The sequence below is a fragment of the Eubacterium barkeri genome, assembly GCF_900107125.1.
Taxonomy (GTDB): domain Bacteria; phylum Bacillota; class Clostridia; order Eubacteriales; family Eubacteriaceae; genus Eubacterium_O; species Eubacterium_O barkeri.
The window spans coordinates 110934-135157 of sequence record NZ_FNOU01000004.1; the positions used below are offsets into that span (position 1 = coordinate 110934).

The following is a 24224-nucleotide window of genomic DNA, read 5'->3' on the forward strand; positions in this document are numbered from 1 at the left end:
GTAAAATGCCAGAAAACAAAAATGAAGAAATCCAGGAAGAGATCAATCCGGAAGAGACTGTGAATCCAGAAGCTGACAGTACCCAGGCCGAAAGCGATACTGAGGAAACCTGTAAAGCGGAAGCTGCTGGTGAGGATATTGAGCTTGAGAGTGCCATCGCAGCGGCTGAAAAGGCCGAGGCTGAGGTCAAAAGCAGACTGGTTCGTCTTCAGGCCGATTTTGAGAATTATAAAAAACGGACCCAGAAGGAAAAATCAGAGGTTTATACCTTTGCCATGGAATCCTTAATGACGAAGCTGTTACCAGTGATCGATAATCTGGAGCGTGCAGAAGCCGCGGCAGACGATGACTCTAAAGATAGCTATCGGGAAGGGGTTCAGATGGTCTTCAAGGAATTAATGAATGTGTTAAATGGTGAAGGCCTACAGGAAATTGATGCATTGGGCCAAGCCTTTGATCCTAACTTCCACCATGGTGTGGCAGTGGGAGAAGATGTGGACAAGCCGGATCAGGAGATCCTGGAGGTGTTCCAAAAAGGCTACCTATTCAAAGAAAAGGTCATTCGCGCAGCGATGGTCAAAGTGAATCAAAAGTAAAAAAGAAAATAACATTAAATTTGAATATTAACGATAATCAGGAGGATTAGAGATTATGAGTAAAGAAAAAATCATCGGGATCGATTTAGGAACAACGAATTCTTGTGTTGCTGTATTAGAAGGTGGGGAACCAGTTGTCATCCCCAATGCTGAAGGAAACCGGACAACCCCCTCTGTCGTCGCCTTTACCAAGGACGGTGAACGTCTGGTGGGCCAGGTGGCCAAGCGTCAGGCAGTAACCAACCCGGACCGGACCATTTCGTCTATTAAACGTCATATGGGTACAGATTACAAAGTCACCGTGGACGATAAGAGCTATACCCCTCAGGAAATCTCAGCAATGATTCTGCAAAAGCTGAAGGCAGATGCAGAAGCTTACCTTGGAGAAACCGTTGAAAAAGCAGTCATTACCGTACCCGCTTATTTTAACGATTCCCAGCGTCAGGCAACCAAGGATGCCGGTAAGATTGCCGGATTGGAAGTTTTACGGATCATCAACGAACCGACCGCTGCATCCCTGGCCTATGGTCTGGAAAAGGACGATGCCCAGAAGATCATGGTTTATGACTTAGGTGGTGGGACCTTCGACGTTTCTGTTCTGGAATTAGGGGACGGCGTCTTTGAGGTCAAGGCAACCAGCGGGAATAACCACTTAGGTGGGGATGACTTTGATAATAAGGTCATCGACTGGATGGCTGCTGAGTTCAAGAAATCCCACGGTATCGACTTAAAGGCTGATAAAATGGCCCTCCAGCGTTTGAAAGAAGCCGCTGAAAAGGCAAAAATTGAATTGTCCTCTGTGATGAAGACCGACATCAACCTGCCCTTTATTACCGCAACGGCAGAAGGTCCTCAGCATCTTGAGCTGACCCTGACCCGTGCGAAGTTTGATGAATTAACCAAGGGCTTGGTCAATGACACCATTACACCGGTTGAAAAATCCATGAAGGATGCGGGTGTTGGTAAGAACGAACTCCACAAGGTGATTCTTGTCGGGGGCTCCACCAGAATTCCTGCGGTTCAGGATGAAGTCAAGACCTTAACCGGAGAAGATCCCTACAAGGGCATCAACCCGGATGAATGTGTGGCCATTGGTGCAGCCATCCAGGGTGGTGTTTTAGCTGGTGAAGTGAACGATGTTCTGCTTTTGGATGTCACACCCTTATCTCTGGGGATTGAAACCCTGGGCGGCGTGTGCACCAAGCTCATCGAACGCAACACCACCATTCCGACCAAGAAGAGCCAGGTTTTCTCCACGGCTGCAGATAACCAAACCGCTGTGGACATCCATGTGCTCCAGGGCGAACGTGAAATGGCAAAGGACAATAAGACCTTAGGCCGTTTCCAGCTCGATGGCATTCCGGCAGCACGCCGTGGGGTGCCCCAGGTTGAAGTCACCTTCGACATCGATGCCAACGGGATTGTTAATGTATCCGCCAAGGATTTAGGTACTGGGAAATCCCAGAATGTTGTAATCAAATCCACCACCAATATGAGCGAATCGGATATTGATAAGGCCGTTAAAGAAGCGGAACAGCACGCCGCTGAAGATAAAAAAATCAAAGATCTGATCGAAGCCAAGAATGCCGCAGACAGCACCGCTTATCAGGCAGAACAATCCTTAAAGGATATGGAAGGCAAGATTACGGATGATGAAAAGGCAAAGGTTGAAGGTGCCATTGCAGCCCTGAAAACCGCTGGTGAAGGGGAAGATGTAGAAGCCATTAAATCTGCAACCGAAGCCCTGAACGAAGCCCTTTATCCCCTGGCTCAGAAAATGTATGAACAAACCCAACAGGAACAGCCAGCCGATGGTGCAGCAGCAGAAGAAGCTGCCGACGATGGGGTTGAAGATGCAACCTACGAAGAAATCCACGACGATAAATAAATAAGACTTTCGCTTAGAAGTAAACCCGATTGTTAAGTAGAATGGCAGCTTTAACCGGCTGCCATTCTCTTTACAAACAACGGTTTTTTAGGTACAATGTTCAAGCGAGGTGAGAAAACAAAATGAGTGAAAAACGAGATTACTATGAGGTGCTGGGCGTTGATAAAGGTGCCAGTGCAGAGGACATAAAAAAAGCCTATCGTAAAATGGCCATGCAGTACCATCCAGATAAAAACCCCGGGGACAAAGAGGCTGAGGAGAAGTTTAAAGAAGCCAATGAAGCCTACGAGGTTTTAAGTGATGAAGAAAAACGGTCCACCTACGATCAATTCGGCCATGCCGGGATGGAAGGCGGTTTTGGTGGCGGCGGCTTTAGCGGCGGCGGCTTTAGCGGCGGTTTCAGTGGCGGTGGTTTTGAAGATATCTTTAGTGATATTTTCAGCTCCTTTGGCGGTGGCTTCAGCAGTGGCGGCGGCTTTGGTGGTTTCGGCGGCGGTTCTTCCCGCCGGCGTGGCCCAAGACGCGGCAGTGATATGAAGATCAATATGACCCTGTCCTTTAAAGAAGCTGTTTTCGGAACAGAAAAGAAAATTAAAATTAAACGCAAGGAAACCTGCGAAACCTGTGGTGGAAGCGGGGCAAAGCCAGGGAGCGAACCGGTAACCTGTGATAAATGTGGTGGTTCAGGTCAGATTACCGTGCGTCAGCAAACTCCCTTTGGAACCATTCAGCAGACAGCCGTTTGTGATAAATGCCATGGAGAGGGAACGATTATTTCGGATCCCTGCGAGACCTGTCATGGTTCCGGCGTTGTCGAAAAGGAACGGACCATCAATATCAAAATCCCTGCCGGGGTGGATGATAATTCAGTGCTGCCTCTCCGAGGGGAAGGTAACGCGGGACCCAATGGTGGACCCAGTGGCGATTTGCTTGTCTATATGAATGTGAAGGCTGATCCGGTGTTTAAACGCGAAGGGGACGATATCTATTTCGATATGCCCATTACCTTCAGCCAGGCAGTTCTTGGCGGTGATATTACGGTGCCCACAGTGGATGGTAAAGTTAAGCTGAAGGTACCGGAAGGAACCCAAAGCGGAAAGGTTTTCCGCCTGAAGAATAAAGGCGTTCCCAATGTCAACGGCTATGGCCGGGGTGACCAGTTTATCACGGTGAAAATTGAAACACCGCAGAAGCTGAATAAGAAACAAAAAGAGCTTCTTAAACAATTTGACGATGCCATGGGAAAAGGCCATCACCAGGCTGGAGAAAAATTCTGGGACAAGGTTAAGAACGCCTTTCAATAGGAGAGTGTAAGACATGTCTGATTCAACAACGACAAAGAAAGCCATTGCCAAGGGGTTTAAAGGACTGATGTTCGAAAAGCGGTTTGATAAGATCACGATATCGGATATTGCTAAATCCTGTGGCATTAATCGTCAAACCTTTTATTACCATTTTCGGGATAAGTACGATTTGTTGGATTGGATTTACTATAATGAAGCCATTCATTATCTGGTGGATGATCTCACGCTGGATAATTGGAGTGACAAAGTTTATGAAATGTTGAAAACCATGAAGGCGGAGAGTTATTTTTACATCAACGCCTTTAAAGCTTCGGGAAGCAAGGAGTTTGAAAGCTACTTGACCCATGCGGTCCAGGAAATGTTCCAATCGCTCATTGATCAATTGGCAAAGGGCGTTGAAATGGACTCCAGGGATCGGGAATTTATCGCTTCATTTTATGCCTTTGGATTGGTGGGGATTATTGTCTCATGGACCCATGCCCGTATGCCTGAGGACCCTGAAGATTTGAAACGTCGCTTTGAAAACCTGGTGTTAGGAACAAAGAAAGTATCCGCCGATCGATTATAAGAAGATCGTATAAAATGTGAATAAATGAATGAGCAGGCCAGAAGATGGTCTGCTTTTTCATTTTGTTACAAAGTTAATACATAAAGTTAAAAAAACGAAAGCAACTCCCAACACCCCCTTTGCTATAATGGTAAACAGAGGTAGAAAAATGAAAAAGATTGACCATCTTGGAATAAAGGATTTACCGGAGGACGATAAACCGAGGGAAAAAATGTGTCGCTTCGGAAGCCACTGCCTTACCGATGCGGAGCTTTTGGCCATTATCATCGGCACCGGTACCCCGGATTTAACAGCCATTGAGCTCAGTCAACAGATATTAAAAACCTTTGATAATCGATTAGAGGCTCTGTTAACGGCAAGCGTTGAGGAACTGATGGGAAACCCGGTGCTTAAAGGCATTGGACCAGCAAAGGCCGCTAAAATTAAGGCAGCTGTTGAACTGGGACGACGGATAAACCGTGGGAAGGTGGAATACCCCCAGGTGACCAATCCGAAGGAGGTGGCGGATTTTCTTTTAGAAGAGATGCGCCTTTATCAGCAGGAACATTTCGTCATTTTATTGCTGAACACCAAAAATCGCATCTACAAGGTTGAAGAGATTTCTGTCGGAACTGTCAATGCATCCCTGGTTCATCCCAGGGAGGTGTTTAGCGCTGCCATTCGCCAGCGTGCAGTATCCATCATTCTGGCGCATAATCATCCCTCAGGGGACCCTGCGCCGAGTCGTGAGGATCAGCGGATTACCGATCGTTTAAGGGCGACGGGAGAGCTGGTGGGGATTCCCGTGTTGGATCATATTATTGTAGGCAGTGACTCCTATCTGAGCTTTAAGGAAGACTCGCTCTTGTAATGATATAATAAATTCGAGTTTTTTGAAATAGCCATTGAAAATCAATGCTGTTTGAAATAAAATTGTAAAGATAAGCTTGGAAATGGAGGCGTGTCCCATCGAACCATCTGGAATCAATCATTATGAATATTGCATCGGAGAGATGGAGCCTGTTCCGTTAAATCGATTGTTGGTCAGGGATTTCGGTTATTCCAGTCGGCTTTTAAGGCGGATTAAGCGCCTTGGGGGCGTGACCATCAACGGTAAAGATTGCTGGTTGTGTGATACAGTGGCTGCTGGTGATCGTATCGAAGTCATGATGCCTGAAGAAGCGGTGGATGTTTTGCCTGTTTCAGGGGCCCTTGATATCATCTATGAGGATGATGAGGTGTTGGCGGTTAATAAAGATGCAGGATGTGTGACCCATCCTACGAAGCGGCATCAGGACGATACCCTCGGTAATTTTGTGGCCCATTATTTTAAATCAACGGGTCAAAACGCAAAGGTTCGCTTTATCAATCGCTTGGATATGGATACTTCCGGGATCGTTCTGATTGCGAAGAATAATTATGTCCATCATTTTGTTCAGTCTGAGAAAATGTGCCAGAAGGCCACAAAGATTTATATGGCCTTGGTACACGGACGGTTAAAAGAGAAGTGTGGAACCATTGCCTTCCCCATTGGGCGAATATCAGAGGAAAGCATTAAGCGTCAGGTTCTGGAAACCGGAAAGCCCTGCATCACCCATTATGAGGTGATTGAGGAATATAATGAAGCCAGTCTGTTAAGACTGCAGCTGGAGACGGGACGGACCCATCAAATCAGAGTTCACTTAACCCATGCTGGCCATCCAATTATTGGGGACAGCATGTATCGGGTGGAGGGACTACCAAATTATGGAATGGAGCGTCAGGCTCTCCATTCAACAGAAATGTGTGTAACACTGCCGAAGGCTGGGGTGGTCCATCTTCGGGCAGATTTTAAAAATGATATGCAGGAACTTTGGGAAAAGATACGAGAAAATTAAAAAAGGTGGAAACATGAGTAACGAAGAAAAGAAAAATGGTCTTCAGGAGAACGATTCCCCTAAGCAGGTTGAAGGTGGGACTGAAGAGAGTCAATCTAAGAAGATAGAGACGGAAAAAAAAGAAGGGGTGAAGGACATAATGGCAAAAGGATTGCCAAAAAGGAAAAAGACCACTGGGGGCAAAGGCTCACCACAACGCGGATTGCCCAAAAAGAATAAGGCAAAACTCAGACCCTGGCAGATTGTGTTGATCGTGTTAGGCATTCTTTTTATTGCAGGATGTGCTACTGTATTTGCATTATATCAGGCGAACCGTGTAGACATCTCAGGTGATACCTATACGACAAAAGAAAAAACCCAGATTATTTCTTCAGACAATGTGGTCATTGCGGAAATTTTCTCGAAAAATCAGAGCTATGTTAGCTTAGATCAAGTCCCCCAGGACTTAAGGAATGCGTTGGTTGCGACGGAGGATTCCCGTTTTTATACCCATAACGGAGTGGACTTCTTTGGAATTGCCCGTTCATTGGTGGGGAACCTTGTCAACAGAAGTGCCACTGGGCAGGGGGCGAGTACGATTACCCAGCAGCTTGCCAGACTTTTATATTTGCCGGATATTGGGTCAGAGCAAACCTTTTCCGATTCGATCAACCGAAAATTTAAAGAAATATCCATTGCCTGGCAATTGGAAGAAAAATATTCCAAGGATCAGATTATGGAAATGTATCTTAATGAATACTACTTTGGGTCTTCTGCCTACGGTGTAGAAGAAGCGGCTGAAACCTATTTCGGCAAGACGGTGGCTGAATGTAATTTAGCGGAATGTGCGATGCTGGCGGGATTACCCCAGGCACCATCTGCCTATGCACCAAATAGTGATTTTGAAGCAGCAAAAGCTCGACAGAAGGTCGTTCTTAATCGAATGGTGTCGGAAAAATATATTACCCAACAGCAGGCGGATGAAGCCTACGCAACTGAAATCACCATCGTGCCGTGGTCTGCAGATGAGCTGAACAATCAGATTACGCCGGGGTACGAGGCCTTTGTCAATAAAGCTCTTCAGGAGTATGCCTTGAGTCAGGCACCGAAGATCATGAAGGAGCAGGGTCTCAGTGAGGATGCAGCGGTTGAGTATATTCGGACGAATATTGCCAGTGGTGGCTATAAGATTTATACAACCATTGATACCCGTTATCAGAACTCCGCCATCAATGCGGTTACCTCTGGTTTATCTAATGCTGGTTATGGCGATGAATTTACGGGGGCTCTGGTTACCGTTGACCTCGATGGTTCTGTGCGTGCCTACTATGGTGGGAATACGGATGTAGATATGGCAAATTCTGCCCGTCAGCCTGGGTCAGGCATTAAGCCTCTTTATTATAGCGGCGCCTTTGAACAGGGTGTCATCACCCCGGATACGACGGTGATGGATGAACGGACCACCTTTGGTGGCTGGTCACCACAGAACTACGGTAACAGCTACAGCGGTGCAATGACCTACCGTCAGGCACTGATTCAATCAAAAAATATTCCGGCGGTTAAAGCCTTTGATGCCATGGGGGTTGATAATGCCATTCAATGGATTAAAGGGTTCGGAATCAATACGATTGTAGATGATGACTATAATCTATCCACAGCCCTGGGGGGGATGACCAATGGGATCAAGCCCCTTGAAATGGCAGCGGCCTTTAATGTGTTTAATAATAACGGTGTTTACAATGAACCTTATTTTGTGGTTCAGATTCAAAAGACAAATGGTGACCAGGTGTTTGATAAGAGCCAGTTCAAACTGGATACTCACCAGGTCATGAGTTCCAATACGGCCAGCACCATGTGGAGTATTCTCCAGCAGGTTGTTACCAGCGGGACGGGAACCAGTGCGGCAAATTCATTGCCCACCGCCGGTAAAACCGGGACAACGGATAACGAAGTCGATCTGTGGTTCAATGGGATGACGGCAAATATTTCAAGTTCGGTATGGTGCGGTGCACCGGACAATACCCCCATCGGAAGTGGGAGTTATATACCGGCAGGAATCTACGGGACCTATGTCCGAACTCTGATTAATGAGGATGTTCTTGTGGCACAGTAAAAAGATTAAATAAAGCCCCCGGTCTAAAAAGACCGGGGGCTTTATGTTATAATGGATTAAAACAACAGGAGGTTATTTCCATGATTATTCGAAAATCCGACAAAAAAATTGAAGAGCGACAGGAAATGCGCGGTGGTGTGGGTAATGTCGTTATTGAGCATGTACTGCCAGAAAATGAAATGTGTGGCGCCGGACGCCTGTACGCTAAAATGATTGTGCCGCCAGGCCATTCTGTGGGAAATCACGATCATATTCATGAACGGGAGATTTATTATATTTTAAAGGGAGACGCCCAGGGGATGGACGATGGGGTATCCTGTACCTTGTCTGAGGGAGATGTTATGATTACGAAAAATGGGGGCTCCCATTCCATCCAAAACATCGGTCAGGGGGACCTGGAGGTGATGGCCCTTATCCTGTTTGAGGCAGATAATGAATAAAGAAACACGAATGAAGGTCATCGAAGTTTTGGGAGAAGTTTATGGGGATCAGGTCTGTGGGTTGGATTATCAGACCCCCTTTGAACTCCTCATTGCCACCATGCTGTCTGCCCAATGTACGGATGTTCGGGTAAATCTGGTGACAGCCGAGCTTTTTAAAGAATACAATACCCCTGAAGCGTTGCTGACCTTAAATGAGGGACAATTGAAGGAAAAAATAAAAACCTGTGGATTGGCCAATACAAAGGCAAAAAATATTCTGCTGACCTGCCACCTCTTATTGGCGGAGCATGGAGGAATTGTTCCCTGCACCATGGAAGCGCTGACCGCCCTTCCGGGAGTTGGCAGGAAAACTGCCAATGTGGTGATGAGCAATGCCTTCGATATTCCAGCTATCGCGGTTGATACCCATGTTTTTCGGGTATCCCGGCGGATCGGCTTGGCCAAAGGGAATAATGTGCTGCAGGTGGAGCATTCTCTGATGAAGAATATTCCTAAGGCCTATTGGTCCCGGGCCCATCACTGGATTATTTGGCATGGACGGAAGGTATGTACGGCACGAAACCCTAAGTGTGAGAGTTGTGTTTTGAACCCTTATTGTGATACTTATAAACGTGAAAATAAAGAATTAAAAAAATAATGTATACAATTTGAAGATATTCCTTGATATTCCAGTGAGATTATATTAAAATTACCTTAAATTAACTTCATGGGAGGAAGGAATATATGAAAAAAAGAGTAATCAGCTTAGCTATGGTCGTGATGCTCTGTTTGTCCGTATTTGCTTTAAGTGGTTGCGGCGGCGGATCATCCAGTTCTGATGATGTCATCAAAATCGGAACACTTGGCCCTTATACTGGTGATACAGCCAGCTATGGGAATGCGGCTAAAAACGGGATTGAATTGGCAGTTGATCAAATCAACGAAGCTGGTGGTGTTTTAGGAAAGAAGATTGAATTAGTTTCCTATGATACCAAGGGTGATGCGACCGAAGCCGTCAATGCCTATAATCGACTGCGTGATAATGATGGTGTTGTTGCCATTGTTGGACCGGTTCTTTCGGGAGAAGCCCTTGCCATCAAGGATTTAGCGAAGGAAGATAATATGCCGATCCTATCACCGACAGCGACAGCTGACGATGTTACAGTCGGTGCAGATAACAGCTTTCGGGTTTGCTACCTTGATGCTTATCAGGGAAATGCCGGAGCCAACTATGCAGTGGATGTCTTAGGGGCTAAGAATGCCGCTATCCTGGTCTGTAAAGGGAATGCCTACTCCGAAGGTTTAGCTTCTGCCTTTACCAAGACCTTTGAAAGCAAGGGTGGCAAAATCCTCGGGACTGAATCTTATTCTGATAAGGACAATGACTACAGCGCACAGTTGACCAAGATCAAACAGCTGAATCCTGAAGTTGTGTACGTACCGGATTACTATTCAACCGTTGGTCCCATTCTCCAGAAAGCAAAGGAAATGGGAATTACCGCAACCTTTGTTGGTGGAGACGGTTGGGACAGTGTCCAGGAAGAATATGCTGAAGCAGCAGAAGGCCAATATTTTGCAAACCATTATGCGGCCGATTCTCCTAAAGAATCCGTTCAGAAATTTATTACGGCATACAAGGACAAATACAGTAAAGCTGCAAACTCCTTTGCTGCATTAGGCTACGATGCCATGGACTGCATGGCAAAAGCCATTGAAAATGCAGGCAGCACGGATAAGGAAGCCGTTATTAAAGCATTAAAAGAAATGACCTACGATGGTGTAACCGGGAAGTTCTCTTTTGATGAAAATGGTAACCCCAAGGGTAAAGAAATCACCATCATCAAAATTGAAAATGGCCAATTAAAATACGTCACCACTGTTACCGGCGACTGATTTTGCCCAAGAATTAAATGAGAAAAAGTCGGATATAGAAGGGCTTCGGCTCTTCTATATCTTTTTTTAGAAACAGGAGGTTATCCTATATGAATATGTTTTTGCAGCAATTCATCAATGGATTGAATTCAGGAAGTATTTACGCCCTTATTGCCATTGGCTATACACTGGTGTATGGTATCCTGAAACTCATTAACTTCGCCCATGGCGAAATCATGATGTTTGGTGCGTATTTTGCATTTATTGCTGCTGCAACCTTAAACTGGCCTTTTTGGGCGGTTATTCTATTCTCTATGGTATTAACGGCGGTGATGGGAGTCGCCATCGAATTCATCGCTTACCGACCTTTGCGGAATGCACCACGTTTATCCGCCTTGATTACAGCCATTGGTGTGAGTATGTTCCTCCAGAATCTGGCCCTTGCTATTTTTGGTGCCGATCCCAAGGTCATGCCCAAAATATTCCCCCAGGTTGTTTTTAATGTGGGCGGCGTGGAAATCAGCTCCATTACCCTGATTACCATCGGGCTTTCAGTGGTTTTTATGGTTTTACTTGAAATTTTTATTAATCAGACGAAGCAGGGACGTGCGATGCGTGCCGTTTCTGAAAACCAGGATGCGGCAGTGCTCATGGGGATTAATGTGGACCGGACCATTTCCATTACTTTCCTGATCGGTTCCGCTTTAGGGGCCCTTGGGGGGATTTTATACAGTACGGCTTACACGATTATCGAACCCACAATGGGGACCATGCCAGGGCTTAAAGCTTTTGTTGCCGCTGTTTTAGGGGGTATCGGGAGCGTACCCGGCGCTATGCTGGGTGGGTTTATCATTGGGATGGTGGAAACCATGACCAAAGCCTACTTATCCTCAACCTGGGCAGATGCCATTGTTTTTGGCGTGCTGATCCTGGTACTCCTGTTTAAGCCGACGGGAATCCTCGGTAAGAACATGAAAGAGAAGGTGTAAGAAATGTCAAAGAACATCAAGAAATCCTATATTGTCAATTCTATCGCCATTCTTGCTATTTTTGCTATTATTTATTCGCTGATTACTTTTAAAATTGTCTCTACTTATTTTAGTGGTATTGTTATTCTGACCTGCATTATGATTATTATGGCTCTGAGCCTGAATATTGTTGCGGGTTTTCTGGGTGAAATGGCCCTGGGTCATGCTGGGTTTATGGCCATTGGCGCCTATGTAGCGGCTAGTGTCAGTCTGGCTGTCACCGGGGCAATGCCAGAATTTCCGCGGCTTATTCTACTCATTATTTCGTCCCTGGTTGGAGGGATTGCAGCCGGTGCCGTGGGTATTCTCATTGGGACGCCCAGTTTGCGGCTTAGGGGAGACTATTTAGGGATCGTGACCATTGGCTTTGCCGAAATCATTCGAATTTTCTTTGTCAACTTCGAACCCACCGGTGGTGCCCAGGGCCTTAAAGGGATTCCTCGTTTAGCGGGTTTGGGTTCGGTATATTGGGTGATGATCATCGTTACAGTGCTCATTTTTACCTTGGGACGTTCCCGATACGGACGGGCCATCATGTCCATCCGGGAGGATGAAATTGCAGCGGAAGCTGCAGGGATTCCCACCACCAAAGTGAAGGTTCTGGCCTTTACCATTTCCTCCTTTTTTGCAGGAATTGGCGGCTCTTTATATGCTCACTACCAGGGATATCTGGACCCCAGTAAATTTCAGTTTATGTTTTCCATTGAAATGTTCGTGATTGTTGTCCTTGGGGGGCTGGGAAGCTTGACCGGCTCCATTCTATCGGCCATCGTTTTGACCGTGCTTCCGGAACTCCTGCGTCAATTTTCGGAATATCGACTTCTGGTATACTCTTTGGCCCTTATCATTATGATGATTTTCAGACCCCAGGGAATGCTCGGCCGTTATGAATTCTCCCTGACCCGGTTTATTGAAGGGCTCATGGATAAGCGGCGTAAAGCCAGTGATTCACTAGATGGGGGTGACATGTAATGGCTGTTTTAGAAGCGAAAGATGTAACCATGCGTTTTGGTGGTCTGACAGCTGTGGATCACTTTAACCTCTCCCTTGGAAATAATGAGCTGGTGGGCTTGATTGGCCCCAACGGTGCCGGGAAAACCACCATCTTTAATACCCTGACGGGGGTGTATGAGCCTACCGAAGGGGATGTCCTCATTGAAGGAAAGAGTATTCTGAAGAAAAATCCCCATCAGGTGGTGGCCATGGGTGCGGCCCGGACTTTCCAGAATATTCGTCTCTTTAAGGATCTGACCACCATTGAAAATGTGGAGATCGCTTACAATAATTTTATCAAATATAATCTGGCCCAGGGGATGTTCCGTTTACCAAAATTCTGGAAGGAAGAAAAACGGGCCTACGATGAGTGTCGGAAGTTGCTTGATATCTTCGACATGGGGGAATATGAACAGACCAAGGCAAAAAACCTGCCCTATGGCCAGCAGCGTAAGCTGGAAATTGCCCGGGCATTGGCATCGAATCCCAAAGTACTGATGCTGGATGAACCTGCTGCCGGGATGAACCCTAATGAAACCGCAGAGTTAATGGAAACCATTCACTTCATCCGGGAGAAATTTGATATCACGGTGCTCCTCATTGAGCATGACATGCAGCTTGTCATGGGGATCTGTGAACGGATCCTGGTGGTGGATTATGGAAAGACCATTGCAGAGGGGACACCGGATGAAATCAAAGTCAATCCGGATGTTATCCGAGCCTATTTAGGCGATTGATGGGAGGAGGATGCCATGTTAAAGGTTAAAGATTTAAATGTATACTATGGTAAAATCCATGCCATCAAGGGCATTGATTTTGAGGTGAACGATGGAGAAATTGTGACCCTCATCGGAGCCAATGGGGCGGGTAAAACGACCACCCTTAAAACCGTTTCGGGCCTGTTGCGGCCTGAAAGTGGTGTCATCTCATTTAATGGAGAGGACATTACCAAGGTGAAGGCTTTTCAGATTCCGGATTTGGGAATGGCTCATGTCCCAGAGGGACGTCAGGTCTTTGCCGAAATGTCTGTTTACGAAAATTTGATGATGGGCGCCTTTATCCGAAAGGATAAGCGGGAGATTGCCTCGGATATGGAAATGGTTTATACCTATTTCCCAAGGCTTAAGGAACGTGCCAAGCAAGTGGCTGGCACCCTGAGCGGCGGGGAACAGCAGATGCTGGCCATGGGCCGGGCACTGATGACCAAGCCGAAGATGATTTTATTGGATGAGCCCTCTATGGGATTGGCGCCCATATTGGTCGATGAAATCTTCAGCATGATCCAAACCATCAATAATGCTGGCGTGACCGTGCTTTTAGTGGAGCAAAATGCTAAAAAGGCCCTGCGCATTGCCAATCGGGCCTATGTACTGGAAACGGGAAAGATCAAGCTTTCCGGCGATGCCCAGGAATTAATGACAAATGACGAAGTCCAGTCCGCTTATTTAGGTGGATAATACGATGAGCCTGGGTAAAAACCCAGGCTCGTTTTATGCGTCGATTCTGTGGGAAAACTTATGAAGCCAGGGTAAAACCCTTGATTCAAATTTTTCACTATGTTATACTGAACAAATTGAGAAAGAATATATATAGAGTGTTGGAGGATACAATGAGCGCAAAGATTTTAGGAACGGAAAAGAATGTCGTTACCATGGAATTAACCATTGTCGCTGAAGATTTTACAGCAGCAATTAATCAGGCTTATCAAAAGAATAAGAAATATTTTTCAATTCAGGGCTTCAGAAAGGGTAAAGCACCCCGGAAGATTATTGAAGCTCACTATGGCAAAGGTGTCTTTGTCGAAGATGCCATCGATTTTGCTTTCCCTGGCGCCTACAAGGATGCCCTGGAAGAAACCAAAATTGAAGCCGTGACCCGGCCGACTCTTGAAAAGGTCGAAAAGGTGGACGAAGCAGAAGGTGCAATCTTTATCGTCAAAGTTGGGGTTAAGCCGGAAGTTACCCTTAAAGACTATAAAGGGGCAGAAATCAATAAACTTGAGCCCGAAATTACCGAAGAAGATATTGCCGCCAAGCTTGCAGAAATGCAAAACCAAAACGCCCGGATTATTTCTGATGATGAAGCAGCCGCTAAATTAGGGGACACGGTCATCATTGATTACGAAGGCTTTGTGGATGACGAGCCTTTCATTGGCGGTAAGGATGAAGGCCATAGCTTAGAGCTGGGCAGCAACACCTTTATCCCAGGCTTTGAAGATCAATTAGTCGGGGCTAAAAAGGACGATGCCGTCGATGTTAAGGTTACCTTCCCAGAAGAATACCATGCGGATAATCTGGCGGGTAAGGATGCTGTCTTTAAAGTCGTGGTAAAGGAAGTTCAGGTAAAGGAATTACCCGTGCTGGATGATGAATTTGCCAAGGATGTCAGCGAATTTGATACCTTAGATGAGCTGAAGGCCGATATTTCTGAAAAATTAAAGGAAGAAAAGACCCGTACCCTTCGCGCTGACGCCGAAAGAGCGGTTATTGAATTTGCCATCGAAAATGCAGAGCTGGAAGTGCCGGACCTGATGATCGAAGAAGAAGTGGATCGCAGCATGGAAAGCATGGAACAGCAGATGAAGGCTCAGGGAATTTCCCTGGACGACTACTTCAAATTCACGGGTAGCAGCCGTGAAGATTTCCGGGAAAACATGAAGCCAGACGCTGAAAAGAACATCAAGATGGAATTAGTCCTGGCAGATATTGCGGAAGCTGAAGCGATGGCAGTGACTGAAGAAGAAATGGATGCAGAGATTAAAGTCTACGCCGATGCCTTCAACCATGAATTTGAAGCCTATAAAGAAACCGTGGATGACAGAATGCGTGAATACCTGGATGCCAACATCAAACGGAAAAAGACCGTAGACTTCCTGGTTGACGCTGCAGTACAGAAATAATCAGGAAGGACGATGGATATGAATCTGGTTCCAATGGTCATTGAGCAGACCGGTCGGGGAGAACGCTCCTTCGATATTTATTCACGGTTGCTTAAAGAACGTATCGTCTTCCTGGACGGTGAGATCAATGATGCCACAGCAAGCTTAGTGGTTGCTCAGCTGATCTTCCTGGAGGCTGAAAATCCGGATCAGGAGATATCCATGTATATCAATAGTCCCGGAGGCTCGGTTACGGCAGGTTTTGCCATTTACGATACTATGAATTTCATCAAATGTGATGTATCAACCCTTTGTGTAGGAATGGCGGCATCCATGGGGGCATTTTTACTCTCATCGGGGGCCGTCGGTCGCCGATTGGCACTGCCTAACAGCGAGGTCATGATTCATCAGCCCCTGGGCGGCGCCCAGGGCCAAAGTGTGGATGTAGAAATCCATGCCAAGCATTTGGTGCAGACACGCGAGAAATTAAACCGAATCCTGAGTGCGAACACGGGACAGCCCCTGGATGTCATTGCCAAGGATACGGACCGTGATAACTTTATGACCGCTGAAGAAGCAAAGGCCTATGGTCTCATCGATGAAGTCATCGCCTCACGATAGAAGCGAGGGATTATCATGTCAGAATTTAATGATGGAATCAACCAGGTGACCTGCTCCTTCTGTGGAAAAACCCAATCCCAGGTGAAGCGCATGGTCGCCGGGCCCGGTGTCTACATTTGTGATGAATGCGTCGCCCTGTGCGAAGAAATCATCAGTAGTGAAGAAGAGCCGGTAGCCATTACCTATGAGGTTGTACCTGTACCCAGGGAAATTAAAGATTGCCTGGATGCCTACGTTATTGCCCAGGATGATGCTAAAAAAGCCCTGGCAGTGGCGGTATATAATCATTACAAACGTATTAACTCAGAAGTCCAGGGGGACGATGATGTGGAGCTGCAAAAAAGCAACATCATGCTCATCGGCCCAACGGGCTCTGGAAAAACCCTTCTGGCCCAGACCCTGGCCCGGATTTTGGAGGTGCCCTTCGCCATTGCGGATGCCACTTCCCTGACCGAGGCAGGTTACGTGGGCGAGGATGTGGAGAACATACTCTTAAAGCTTCTCCAGGCAGCGGATATGGATGTGGACCGTGCCCAGCAGGGCATTATCTACATTGACGAAATCGACAAGATTGCCCGGAAAAGCGATAACCCATCCATTACCCGGGATGTGAGTGGGGAGGGGGTCCAGCAGGCCCTCCTGAAAATACTGGAGGGAACAGTGGCCAATGTGCCGCCCCAGGGCGGACGGAAGCACCCCCACCAGGAATTCATCCAAATTGATACCTCGGGTATTTTGTTCATCTGTGGCGGAGCCTTTGATGGAATGGAGGGTGTCATTGAAAAACGCCTTGAAAAGGGGTCCATGGGCTTTGGCGCTACAGTAAAGACCACCCAGGAAAAGGAAGAGGACGCCATGCTGCAAAAGGTGGAGCCCCAGGATCTTTTGAAATATGGTCTGATCCCCGAATTCATTGGCCGGATTCCCGTTATTGCCACCCTAAAGCATCTGGATGAAGAAGCATTGATTTCGATTTTGACGGAGCCCAGGAATGCCCTGGTGAAGCAATATCAAAAGATGTTTGCCATTGAAGGGGTTACCTTGGAGTTTGAACCCGATGCATTGGTATCCATTGCCAAAAAGGCCTTGGACAACAAAACCGGGGCCCGGGGGTTGCGGGGAATTATTGAAGACCTGATGACGGACATCATGTTCGACATTCCATCGGAAGAAGGGGTGGAAAAGGTCATCATCAGCAAGGCAGCGGTAGATCATACTGCTGAACCCACTATTATCCGAAAGGATGAAGATGCAAAGGTAACAAAAGCGAATGTATCATAGCGATGACAGAGCAATCATTACGATTGCTCTTTTTAACATAAAGGAAGTCAGTGGAAAATGAAAATTAATAATGAGAACACAGAAACCCTTCAGCCTGAAATGGGCCAGGCCTTTGAAGAACTCGAACGTTTGGCACTGGAAGTGGTAGATGGTATCCCTCTGATCCCCATGCGCGGGATGAGCGTCTTTCCTGGAATGGTCATTCATTTCGATATTGGCCGGGAAAAATCCATTAATGCACTGGAAATGGCCATGACCCAGAATCAAATGGTCCTCCTGGTGGAACAAAAGGATGCCCAAAAGGAAGATCCGGCACCAGAGGATATTTTTGAAGTCGGCTGTATTGCCAAGGTAAAACAGACCCTTAAGATGCCCGATGGCTTAATGCGCGTATTAGTAGAAATCAAGGAACGGGCAAAGATTACCCAGTACTTGTGTATCGATCCTTATTTTGCGGTGCTTTATGAAGGGGTAAAGAGCATCTTTTACGATAACAAGGAAAACAGGGCTTTGATGCGGATGATCCGCGCAACCTTTACCCAATATATGATGATGACCCGGAAGATTGCAGGGGATATGGCTGCAACCCTGGACATGGTGGATGACCCGGACCGACTCATCGATTTGATTTGTGCGAATTTGATGCTCGACCTCCCCGAGGCCCAGCGCATTCTCCAGGAAACAGACATTAACAAGCGTCTGATGGCCACCTATGAAGTACTGGTGGATGAAATCGAGATGGCGCGAATCGAACAGGATATCGACGAGAAGGTCAAAGAGGAAGTGGACAAAAACCAACGGGAATATGTCCTTCGGGAACAGATCAAGGTGATCCAGGATGAGCTGGGGGATACCGATGTCATCGGGAAGTCTGAGGAATATAAAGAGCGCCTGGAAGCCCTGGATGTCAGTGATGAAGTCCGGGAAAAGGTGTTGGGGGAAATTGCCCATTTAAGCAAGGTTCCCAGCGGTTCCTCCGAATCCGGTGTCATTGAAAGCTACATCGAATGGGTACTGGACCTGCCCTGGAACACGGAAACCAAAGAGGAGATTAACGTCGGAAAAGCCCGCCGTACCCTCAATAAAGACCATTACGCCTTGGATAAGGTGAAGGAGCGGATTTTGGAATACATTGCCGTTCTGAAACTGGCCGATAATCTGAAATCCCCCATTATCTGCTTAGTGGGACCGCCGGGGGTGGGTAAAACCTCCATTGCCAAATCCATTGCCCGATCTTTAAACCGTAAATATGTCCGGATGTCCCTGGGAGGGATGCGGGATGAAGCGGAAATCCGTGGACACCGCAGAACCTACGTTGGGGCTATCCCTGGACGAATTCTGTACCATCTCAAACAGGTGAAGAGCCGCAATCCCCTCTTTTTGCTGGATGAAATCGACAAGATGAGTCAGGATTTTCGGGGAGATCCCGCAGCGGCACTACTGGAGGTATTGGACCCTGAACAGAATAATACATTCACAGATAATTATTTGGAGCTGCCCTTCGATTTATCGGATGTCTTATTCCTGACCACCGCCAATTCCCTTTCTACTATTCCAAGACCCCTTTTGGACCGGATGGAAATCATTGAGCTTAATGGCTATGTAGAAAGTGAAAAGTTGGAAATTGCCAAACGGTATCTGGTGCCCAAGCAGTGTGAAATCCACGGGCTGAATCATGAGAATTTTAAAATCAACAAGAAAGCCCTCCAGGGGATTATCAGCTATTACACCCGGGAATCCGGGGTGCGAGAGCTGGAACGGACGATTGCCAGAGTGTGCCGGGGCGCTGCGAAGGCCATTGTGGAGGATGGCGTTGAGGTGGTTTCCATTACGCCAAAGAATTTGGAAAACTATCTGGGAATGAAAAAATACACCTTTGATACCGTTGATGGCGTCAAAGAGGTTGGCCTGGTCAATGGTCTGGCCTGGACCGCTGTTGGCGGAGAGACCCTGGAGATCGAAGTAGCTGTTCTCAAAGGCAAAGGGAAAGTCTCCATCACGGGTCAATTGGGAGAGGTTATGCAGGAATCGGCCAAGGCGGCCATTAGCTATATCCGGTCCCGGTGTGATGCCCTTGGAATTGAAGGGGATTTCTATGAAACCAAGGATATCCATCTCCATGTGCCGGAAGGCGCCGTTCCCAAGGATGGCCCATCAGCTGGGATTACCATGACCACCGCCTTGATTTCAGCTCTGACGGGCCAGGCAGTGCCCCGGAATTTGGCCATGACAGGGGAAATTACCCTAAGGGGACGGGTGCTGCCCATTGGCGGGCTTCGGGAGAAGCTAACGGCGGCCACCCGGGCAGGAGTGAAGGAGATCATTCTGCCCAAAGCGAATCTGAAGGATTTGGAAGAGGTGCCCCAGGTGGTGACGGATGCCCTGAACATTCATCCGGTTTCCACCATGGAAGAGGTCACCGCACTTGTATTCGGAGGTCAAAAATGAATGTAACCAAGTCTGAGATTATCATCAGCGCGGTCAGTGAAGCCCAATATCCCCAGGATGCCCTTCCGGAAGTCGTTTTATTGGGCCGATCTAATGTGGGCAAATCAAGCTTCATCAACACCCTGATCAATCGAAAGGGATTGGCGCGAACCAGCTCCCAGCCGGGAAAAACCCAGACCATGAATTTCTATCAGATTAATGATACCTTTCGGTTTGTGGATATGCCAGGCTATGGCTATGCCCGGGTGTCGAAGACTGAACGGGAGAAATGGGGACGGATGATTGAAGATTATCTCCAAAACCGGGAAAATATGGCTTTAATTATTCAGCTGGTGGATAGCCGCCATGAACCCACCGAGGACGATAAGCTCATGTACGATTGGTTAGTTTATTATGGACTCGACCCCATTGTCATCGCCACGAAGGCGGATAAGATTTCCAAAACCCGGCAGAAAAAGGCCCTGGATAATATTGCTAAGACCCTGGGTCTGCGCCAGCGTTCCGATGTGTTTCTCTTCTCTGCCGCAGAACGCCGGGGAAAGGAAGAGGCCTGGGCTGTTATCGAGGCGCGGATTGCCTCGGCTGAAAATGGCCAGGGCGATGCTTGAGGAGGCTGAAGTCCGACGGGTCGCTGCATCCCTGGGCATTCCCATTATCGGATTTACAGAGGCAACCCCTCTTTTAGAGATTAAACCCCATTTGGAGGCACGACAGACCACGAATGGCCCGACGCCATTTGTGGGGGTGCCTCCGGATAAACGGGTGGACTATCGTCAGGCCTATGGAGATGCCGCCGCCGTTATTGTCATCGGGCTGCCCTATACACTCAAGATGTCCCCCCCGAAAAACACCCAGGGGAAGGGACGTCTTTCTGCTTTTTGCAGGGGTGAGGATTACCACCTGCGGTTATCCCGGAAGATGGAGGCCCTCATGGCTGCCTTGAAGGTCAAGCACCCCCAGTTGGATTATCGCTTGTTTGTGGATAATGGGAAGTTGGTTGATCGGGGGAGTGCCTGGCGGGCAGGCTTAGGGTTTTATGGCAAAAACAATACCCTTATCCATCCCCAATATGGCAGTGGATTTTTTATTGGACAAATCCTGGTGAGCACACCCATCGCCTTTGTGCCAGCCATTCCCCTTAAAAGCCTGTGCGGCAGCTGCAGGCGTTGTCTGGATGCCTGTCCCCACGGGGCCTTGGAATCGGGGTTTTCTCTGGATGCCAGCCGGTGCATTTCTTACTTAACCCAAAAGAAAAAGCTGAGTGAGGTAGAGGCGCAGCGTGTACAATACTTTGTTTATGGCTGCGATTTGTGCCAGCTGGCCTGTCCCTACAACGCCCATTTGCCAGAGGAGTGCTGGGAGGATGGCCCCATGGATGCGGCCTGGCCGGAGCTAAAGGCCCTGTCCAAAATGGATGAGGCCACCTTTGATGCCGTCTTTACAGGGAGTGCCCTCCACTGGCGGGGATGCCAAACTCTGGTACGCAATTCAAAATTATTGCTAAAGTTTCTAGAAAAAGAATGTTAAGGTCTTTTATAAATGTTATAATAGACCAGAAATATTACATTATATAGTAACAGGAGAGAACATGATCAGAGATCGATTCGCCCCAAGCCCCACTGGGAATGTCCACGTGGGAAGCTTGCGGACTGCACTTTACAACTACTTATATGCTAAAAAAAACGGCGGTCAATTTCTGCTGCGCTTAGAGGATACAGATCGTACCCGTTATGAAGAAGGCGCCGTGGAAAACCTGCTGGCCGCACTGGACATCACCGGGGTTCGTCCGGATGAGGGACTGATGGTGAGGGATGGCAGCATCCTGCAATCCGGGGACTGCGGCCCTTATATCCAGTCTGAACGTTTGGATATTTACAGACGTTATATTGAACAGCTGCTGGCAGAGGGTAAGGCGTACTATTGCTTTTGTACCAAGGAACGGCTGGAAGCGGTTCGGGAGGCCCAAAGGGCAGCAGGAGAAACCCCCCGTTACGATGGCCACTGCCGGGATCTTGATCCCGAGGAGATTGGGCGCCGGATTGCTGAAGGTGAGCCTTACGTCATTCGTTTAAAGCTGCCGGAAAATACCGTCATTGCCTTTGATGATGCGGTCCGGGGGCATATTGAGATCAATACCGATGATCTTGATGATCAGGTGCTGATTAAAGCCGATGGCTTCCCCACCTACCATTTTGCAGTGGTAGTGGATGACCATCTTATGGGCATTACCCATGTCATCCGTGGGGAAGAATGGCTGCCCTCTACACCAAAGCATGTATACCTTTATGAATGCCTGGGGTGGGAAGCCCCCCAATTCGTTCATTTATCCAATATTTTAAATGACGATCATAAAAAGCTGAGCAAGCGCCAGGGGGATGTCTCTGTTGGGGATTTCCTGAAAAAGGGCTATTTACCAGAGGCACTCGTGAATTTTCTGGCCCTGTTGGGCTGGAGCCCTGAAGGGGATCAGGAAATTTTCTCCATGGAGGAATTGGTGGAGGCCTTCGACTTATCCCGGATCAACCGCTCCGGGGCCGTCTTTGACCGCAGCAAGCTTAACTGGATGAACGCCCACTACATTAAGGCCTTATCACCAGAGGCTCTAACCGACCATTGCATTCCTTATCTTTTGGAGGCTGGTTACATTACGGCTGATGATATTGAGAACAAGAGGGAATGGATTGGGACGATTGCAGAGCTTCTTAGAGACCGTCTGGAATACTTTGCCCAGGTGCCTGATGAAGTGGCCCTGATTTTTAACAGTGATTTTGAAATCACCGATGAAGAAAGCCTGGAAATCATTAAGGCAGAAAGCGTTCCGGTACTCCATGGCGCTTTGATGGAAAAGATTGAAGCGGCTGAGGTGGTGGATGCACCGTCCATGATGGCTATTTTAAAGGCCATCCAGAAGGAGCATAAAGCGGAGAAAATTAAAGGGAAAATGCTCTATATGCCGACACGTATTATGCTGACGGGTGAAATGCATGGACCGGATTTGGCCATGATTATGGAAGTACTGGGAAAAGAAGAATTGTTGAAGCGCTTGGTGCGTTTTTCAAAGGTTTTGGAAGCCCTCTAAGATAATTTGGCAAAAGAAATGAGGAGGAACCAGTGAAGCAAAAAGTAAATGTGAAAAAAACCGTGATATTGGTGGTCTTTATGGCCCTTCTGGCCTTTTGTGGCTATGTGCTCTTTAATGGGATCACCATTGGTCGTTATGATATCGGAAAAATTGGAGACCGAATGCACTATGGCCTTGATTTAACTGGTGGGGTCAATGTGGTCCTTCAAGCTAAGACCGAGGATGGCTCCGGTGTCGATTCAGAAAAAATGGACAGTACCGTCTCAGCCATTAAAAAACGGGTGGACTCCCTGGGGGTTAGTGAAGCCACAGTCACGAAACAGGGAGATGATCGTATTCGGGTTTCCATCCCTTCGATCCAGGATCAACAACAGGCCTTAGACCTTATCGGGAAAACGGCTAAACTGGAATTCCTTGCACCGGATGGGACCGTGATCCTCACCGGGGATGATGTGTCTGATTCCAAAGCGGTGAAGCAGAATAACAGCAGTGGCGTGGAAGAGTCTGTCGTTACCTTGAAATTCAATGAATCAGGGACCCAAAAATTCGCCGCCGCAACCCAGAAGTACTTAAATCAGGTGATCTCCATTGAGTTAGATGGTGAAACCATCAGTGCCCCAAAGGTCAATGCGGCCATTACCAATGGCGAAGCCATCATTGAGGGGATGTCCGATATGGATGAAGCCAGCCGGCTGGCCGAGCTCATCCGGGGCGGTAGCCTTCCCCTGGAATTGGAGCCCATTGAGGTGACTACCATCGGGCCGACCCTGGGACAGGATTCTCTCCAGCAAAGTATTTTTGCCGGGGCCATCGGTATCGCCGCTGTTCTGATCTTTATGCTGCTGTTTTACCGGGGACTAGGCTTTATTGCCGATTTGGCATTGTTAGTCTACATCATGGTGGACCTCATTATCATGGTTGAAATGAATGTTACCCTGACCCTGCCCGGTATCGCTGGGATGATCCTATCCATCGGGATGGCTGTGGATGCCAACGTCATTATCTTTGAGCGAATTAAGGATGAGGCACAAAACGGCGGCTCCATGGATAAAGCCATTGACGCTGGGTTTAAACGGGCAATGGGGACCATTGTAGACTCTAATATTACCACATTGATTGCAGGCTTCGTGTTATTCTTCCTGGGCTCCGGCAGTGTCCAGGGCTTTGCCCTCACCCTGGTTGTGGGGATCGTGCTGAGTATGATAACCGCTGTGGTGGTAACCAAGCATCTGATCAAGCTGGTGTTGGGAACCCATCTGGTTAATAGCACGAAGTTTTATGGAATTTAGGGAGGG

22 protein-coding genes are annotated in these 24224 nt (G+C 47.6%); all 22 read left to right on the forward strand.

Translation table 11 applies throughout. The features are described from left to right. Positions 1-5 precede the first annotated feature (5 nt). The 22 genes from grpE to secD all read left to right on the forward strand — a co-directional run bounded on the left by grpE (position 6) and on the right by secD (position 24218). Complete coding sequence (grpE, locus tag BLU30_RS03970) at positions 6-596, forward strand: nucleotide exchange factor GrpE (protein WP_090243701.1); 591 nt, start codon at positions 6-8, stop codon at positions 594-596. 55 nt (positions 597-651) lie between these two features. Further along, entirely contained in the window at positions 652-2484 is a 1833-nt protein-coding gene (dnaK, locus tag BLU30_RS03975) for a molecular chaperone DnaK (protein WP_090243703.1), read from the forward strand. A 122-nt stretch (positions 2485-2606) separates the two neighbouring features. Beyond that, on the forward strand, positions 2607-3788 hold the full coding sequence (gene dnaJ, locus BLU30_RS03980; protein WP_090243705.1) for a molecular chaperone DnaJ: 1182 nt from the start codon (positions 2607-2609) through the stop codon (positions 3786-3788). A 13-nt stretch (positions 3789-3801) separates the two neighbouring features. Continuing rightward, the gene (dhaS, locus tag BLU30_RS03985) at positions 3802-4356 is read left to right on the forward strand and encodes a dihydroxyacetone kinase transcriptional activator DhaS (RefSeq protein ID WP_090243707.1); all 555 of its coding nucleotides are present in this window, start codon (positions 3802-3804) and stop codon (positions 4354-4356) included. A 148-nt stretch (positions 4357-4504) separates the two neighbouring features. Beyond that, complete coding sequence (radC, locus tag BLU30_RS03990; RefSeq protein ID WP_090243709.1) at positions 4505-5206, forward strand: RadC family protein; 702 nt, start codon at positions 4505-4507, stop codon at positions 5204-5206. Positions 5207-5288: 82 nt separating this feature from the next. Then, complete coding sequence (locus BLU30_RS03995; RefSeq protein WP_176770821.1) at positions 5289-6212, forward strand: RluA family pseudouridine synthase; 924 nt, start codon at positions 5289-5291, stop codon at positions 6210-6212. 13 nt (positions 6213-6225) lie between these two features. Then, entirely contained in the window at positions 6226-8304 is a 2079-nt protein-coding gene (locus BLU30_RS04000) for a transglycosylase domain-containing protein (protein ID WP_242873498.1), read from the forward strand. A gap of 80 nt (positions 8305-8384) precedes the next feature. Then, entirely contained in the window at positions 8385-8744 is a 360-nt protein-coding gene (locus BLU30_RS04005) for a cupin domain-containing protein (protein WP_090243711.1), read from the forward strand. Beyond that, positions 8737-9384, forward strand: a complete 648-nt coding sequence (gene nth / locus BLU30_RS04010; protein WP_090243713.1) for an endonuclease III — start codon at positions 8737-8739, stop codon at positions 9382-9384. The genes BLU30_RS04005 and nth overlap by 8 nt, the downstream gene beginning before the upstream one ends. A gap of 86 nt (positions 9385-9470) precedes the next feature. Beyond that, a complete protein-coding gene (locus BLU30_RS04015; protein WP_090243716.1) occupies positions 9471-10619 on the forward strand; it encodes an ABC transporter substrate-binding protein in 1149 nt (382 codons plus the stop codon). A gap of 89 nt (positions 10620-10708) precedes the next feature. After that, positions 10709-11587 (forward strand): branched-chain amino acid ABC transporter permease, encoded by an 879-nt coding sequence (locus BLU30_RS04020; protein WP_090243718.1) that lies wholly within the window; start codon positions 10709-10711, stop codon positions 11585-11587. Positions 11588-11590: 3 nt separating this feature from the next. Continuing rightward, positions 11591-12598 (forward strand): branched-chain amino acid ABC transporter permease, encoded by a 1008-nt coding sequence (locus BLU30_RS04025; RefSeq protein ID WP_090243720.1) that lies wholly within the window; start codon positions 11591-11593, stop codon positions 12596-12598. Then, entirely contained in the window at positions 12598-13356 is a 759-nt protein-coding gene (locus tag BLU30_RS04030; RefSeq protein WP_090243722.1) for an ABC transporter ATP-binding protein, read from the forward strand. Before BLU30_RS04025 ends, BLU30_RS04030 begins: the two co-directional genes overlap by 1 nt. Before the next feature lie 15 nt (positions 13357-13371). Beyond that, positions 13372-14076 carry an ABC transporter ATP-binding protein gene (locus tag BLU30_RS04035; RefSeq protein WP_090243724.1) on the forward strand — a complete coding sequence of 235 codons (705 nt, stop codon included), beginning with the start codon at positions 13372-13374 and terminating at the stop codon, positions 14074-14076. A gap of 152 nt (positions 14077-14228) precedes the next feature. Beyond that, positions 14229-15518: a trigger factor gene (gene tig, locus BLU30_RS04040; RefSeq protein ID WP_090243726.1), complete on the forward strand. Its 1290-nt coding sequence runs from the start codon at positions 14229-14231 to the stop codon at positions 15516-15518. Positions 15519-15536: 18 nt separating this feature from the next. Then, complete coding sequence (gene clpP / locus BLU30_RS04045) at positions 15537-16118, forward strand: ATP-dependent Clp endopeptidase proteolytic subunit ClpP (RefSeq protein ID WP_090243824.1); 582 nt, start codon at positions 15537-15539, stop codon at positions 16116-16118. 15 nt (positions 16119-16133) lie between these two features. After that, the gene (gene clpX, locus BLU30_RS04050; protein ID WP_090243728.1) at positions 16134-17399 is read left to right on the forward strand and encodes an ATP-dependent Clp protease ATP-binding subunit ClpX; all 1266 of its coding nucleotides are present in this window, start codon (positions 16134-16136) and stop codon (positions 17397-17399) included. 57 nt (positions 17400-17456) lie between these two features. Beyond that, the gene (gene lon, locus BLU30_RS04055) at positions 17457-19847 is read left to right on the forward strand and encodes an endopeptidase La (RefSeq protein ID WP_242873500.1); all 2391 of its coding nucleotides are present in this window, start codon (positions 17457-17459) and stop codon (positions 19845-19847) included. After that, positions 19844-20455 carry a ribosome biogenesis GTP-binding protein YihA/YsxC gene (gene yihA / locus BLU30_RS04060; RefSeq protein WP_090243730.1) on the forward strand — a complete coding sequence of 204 codons (612 nt, stop codon included), beginning with the start codon at positions 19844-19846 and terminating at the stop codon, positions 20453-20455. The genes lon and yihA overlap by 4 nt, the downstream gene beginning before the upstream one ends. Further along, on the forward strand, positions 20421-21374 hold the full coding sequence (queG, locus tag BLU30_RS04065; protein ID WP_176770822.1) for a tRNA epoxyqueuosine(34) reductase QueG: 954 nt from the start codon (positions 20421-20423) through the stop codon (positions 21372-21374). Before yihA ends, queG begins: the two co-directional genes overlap by 35 nt. Before the next feature lie 61 nt (positions 21375-21435). Continuing rightward, on the forward strand, positions 21436-22926 hold the full coding sequence (gltX, locus tag BLU30_RS04070) for a glutamate--tRNA ligase (protein WP_090243734.1): 1491 nt from the start codon (positions 21436-21438) through the stop codon (positions 22924-22926). Positions 22927-22958: 32 nt separating this feature from the next. Continuing rightward, positions 22959-24218 (forward strand): protein translocase subunit SecD, encoded by a 1260-nt coding sequence (secD, locus tag BLU30_RS04075; RefSeq protein WP_242873501.1) that lies wholly within the window; start codon positions 22959-22961, stop codon positions 24216-24218. The last annotated feature ends 6 nt before the right edge of the window (positions 24219-24224 follow it).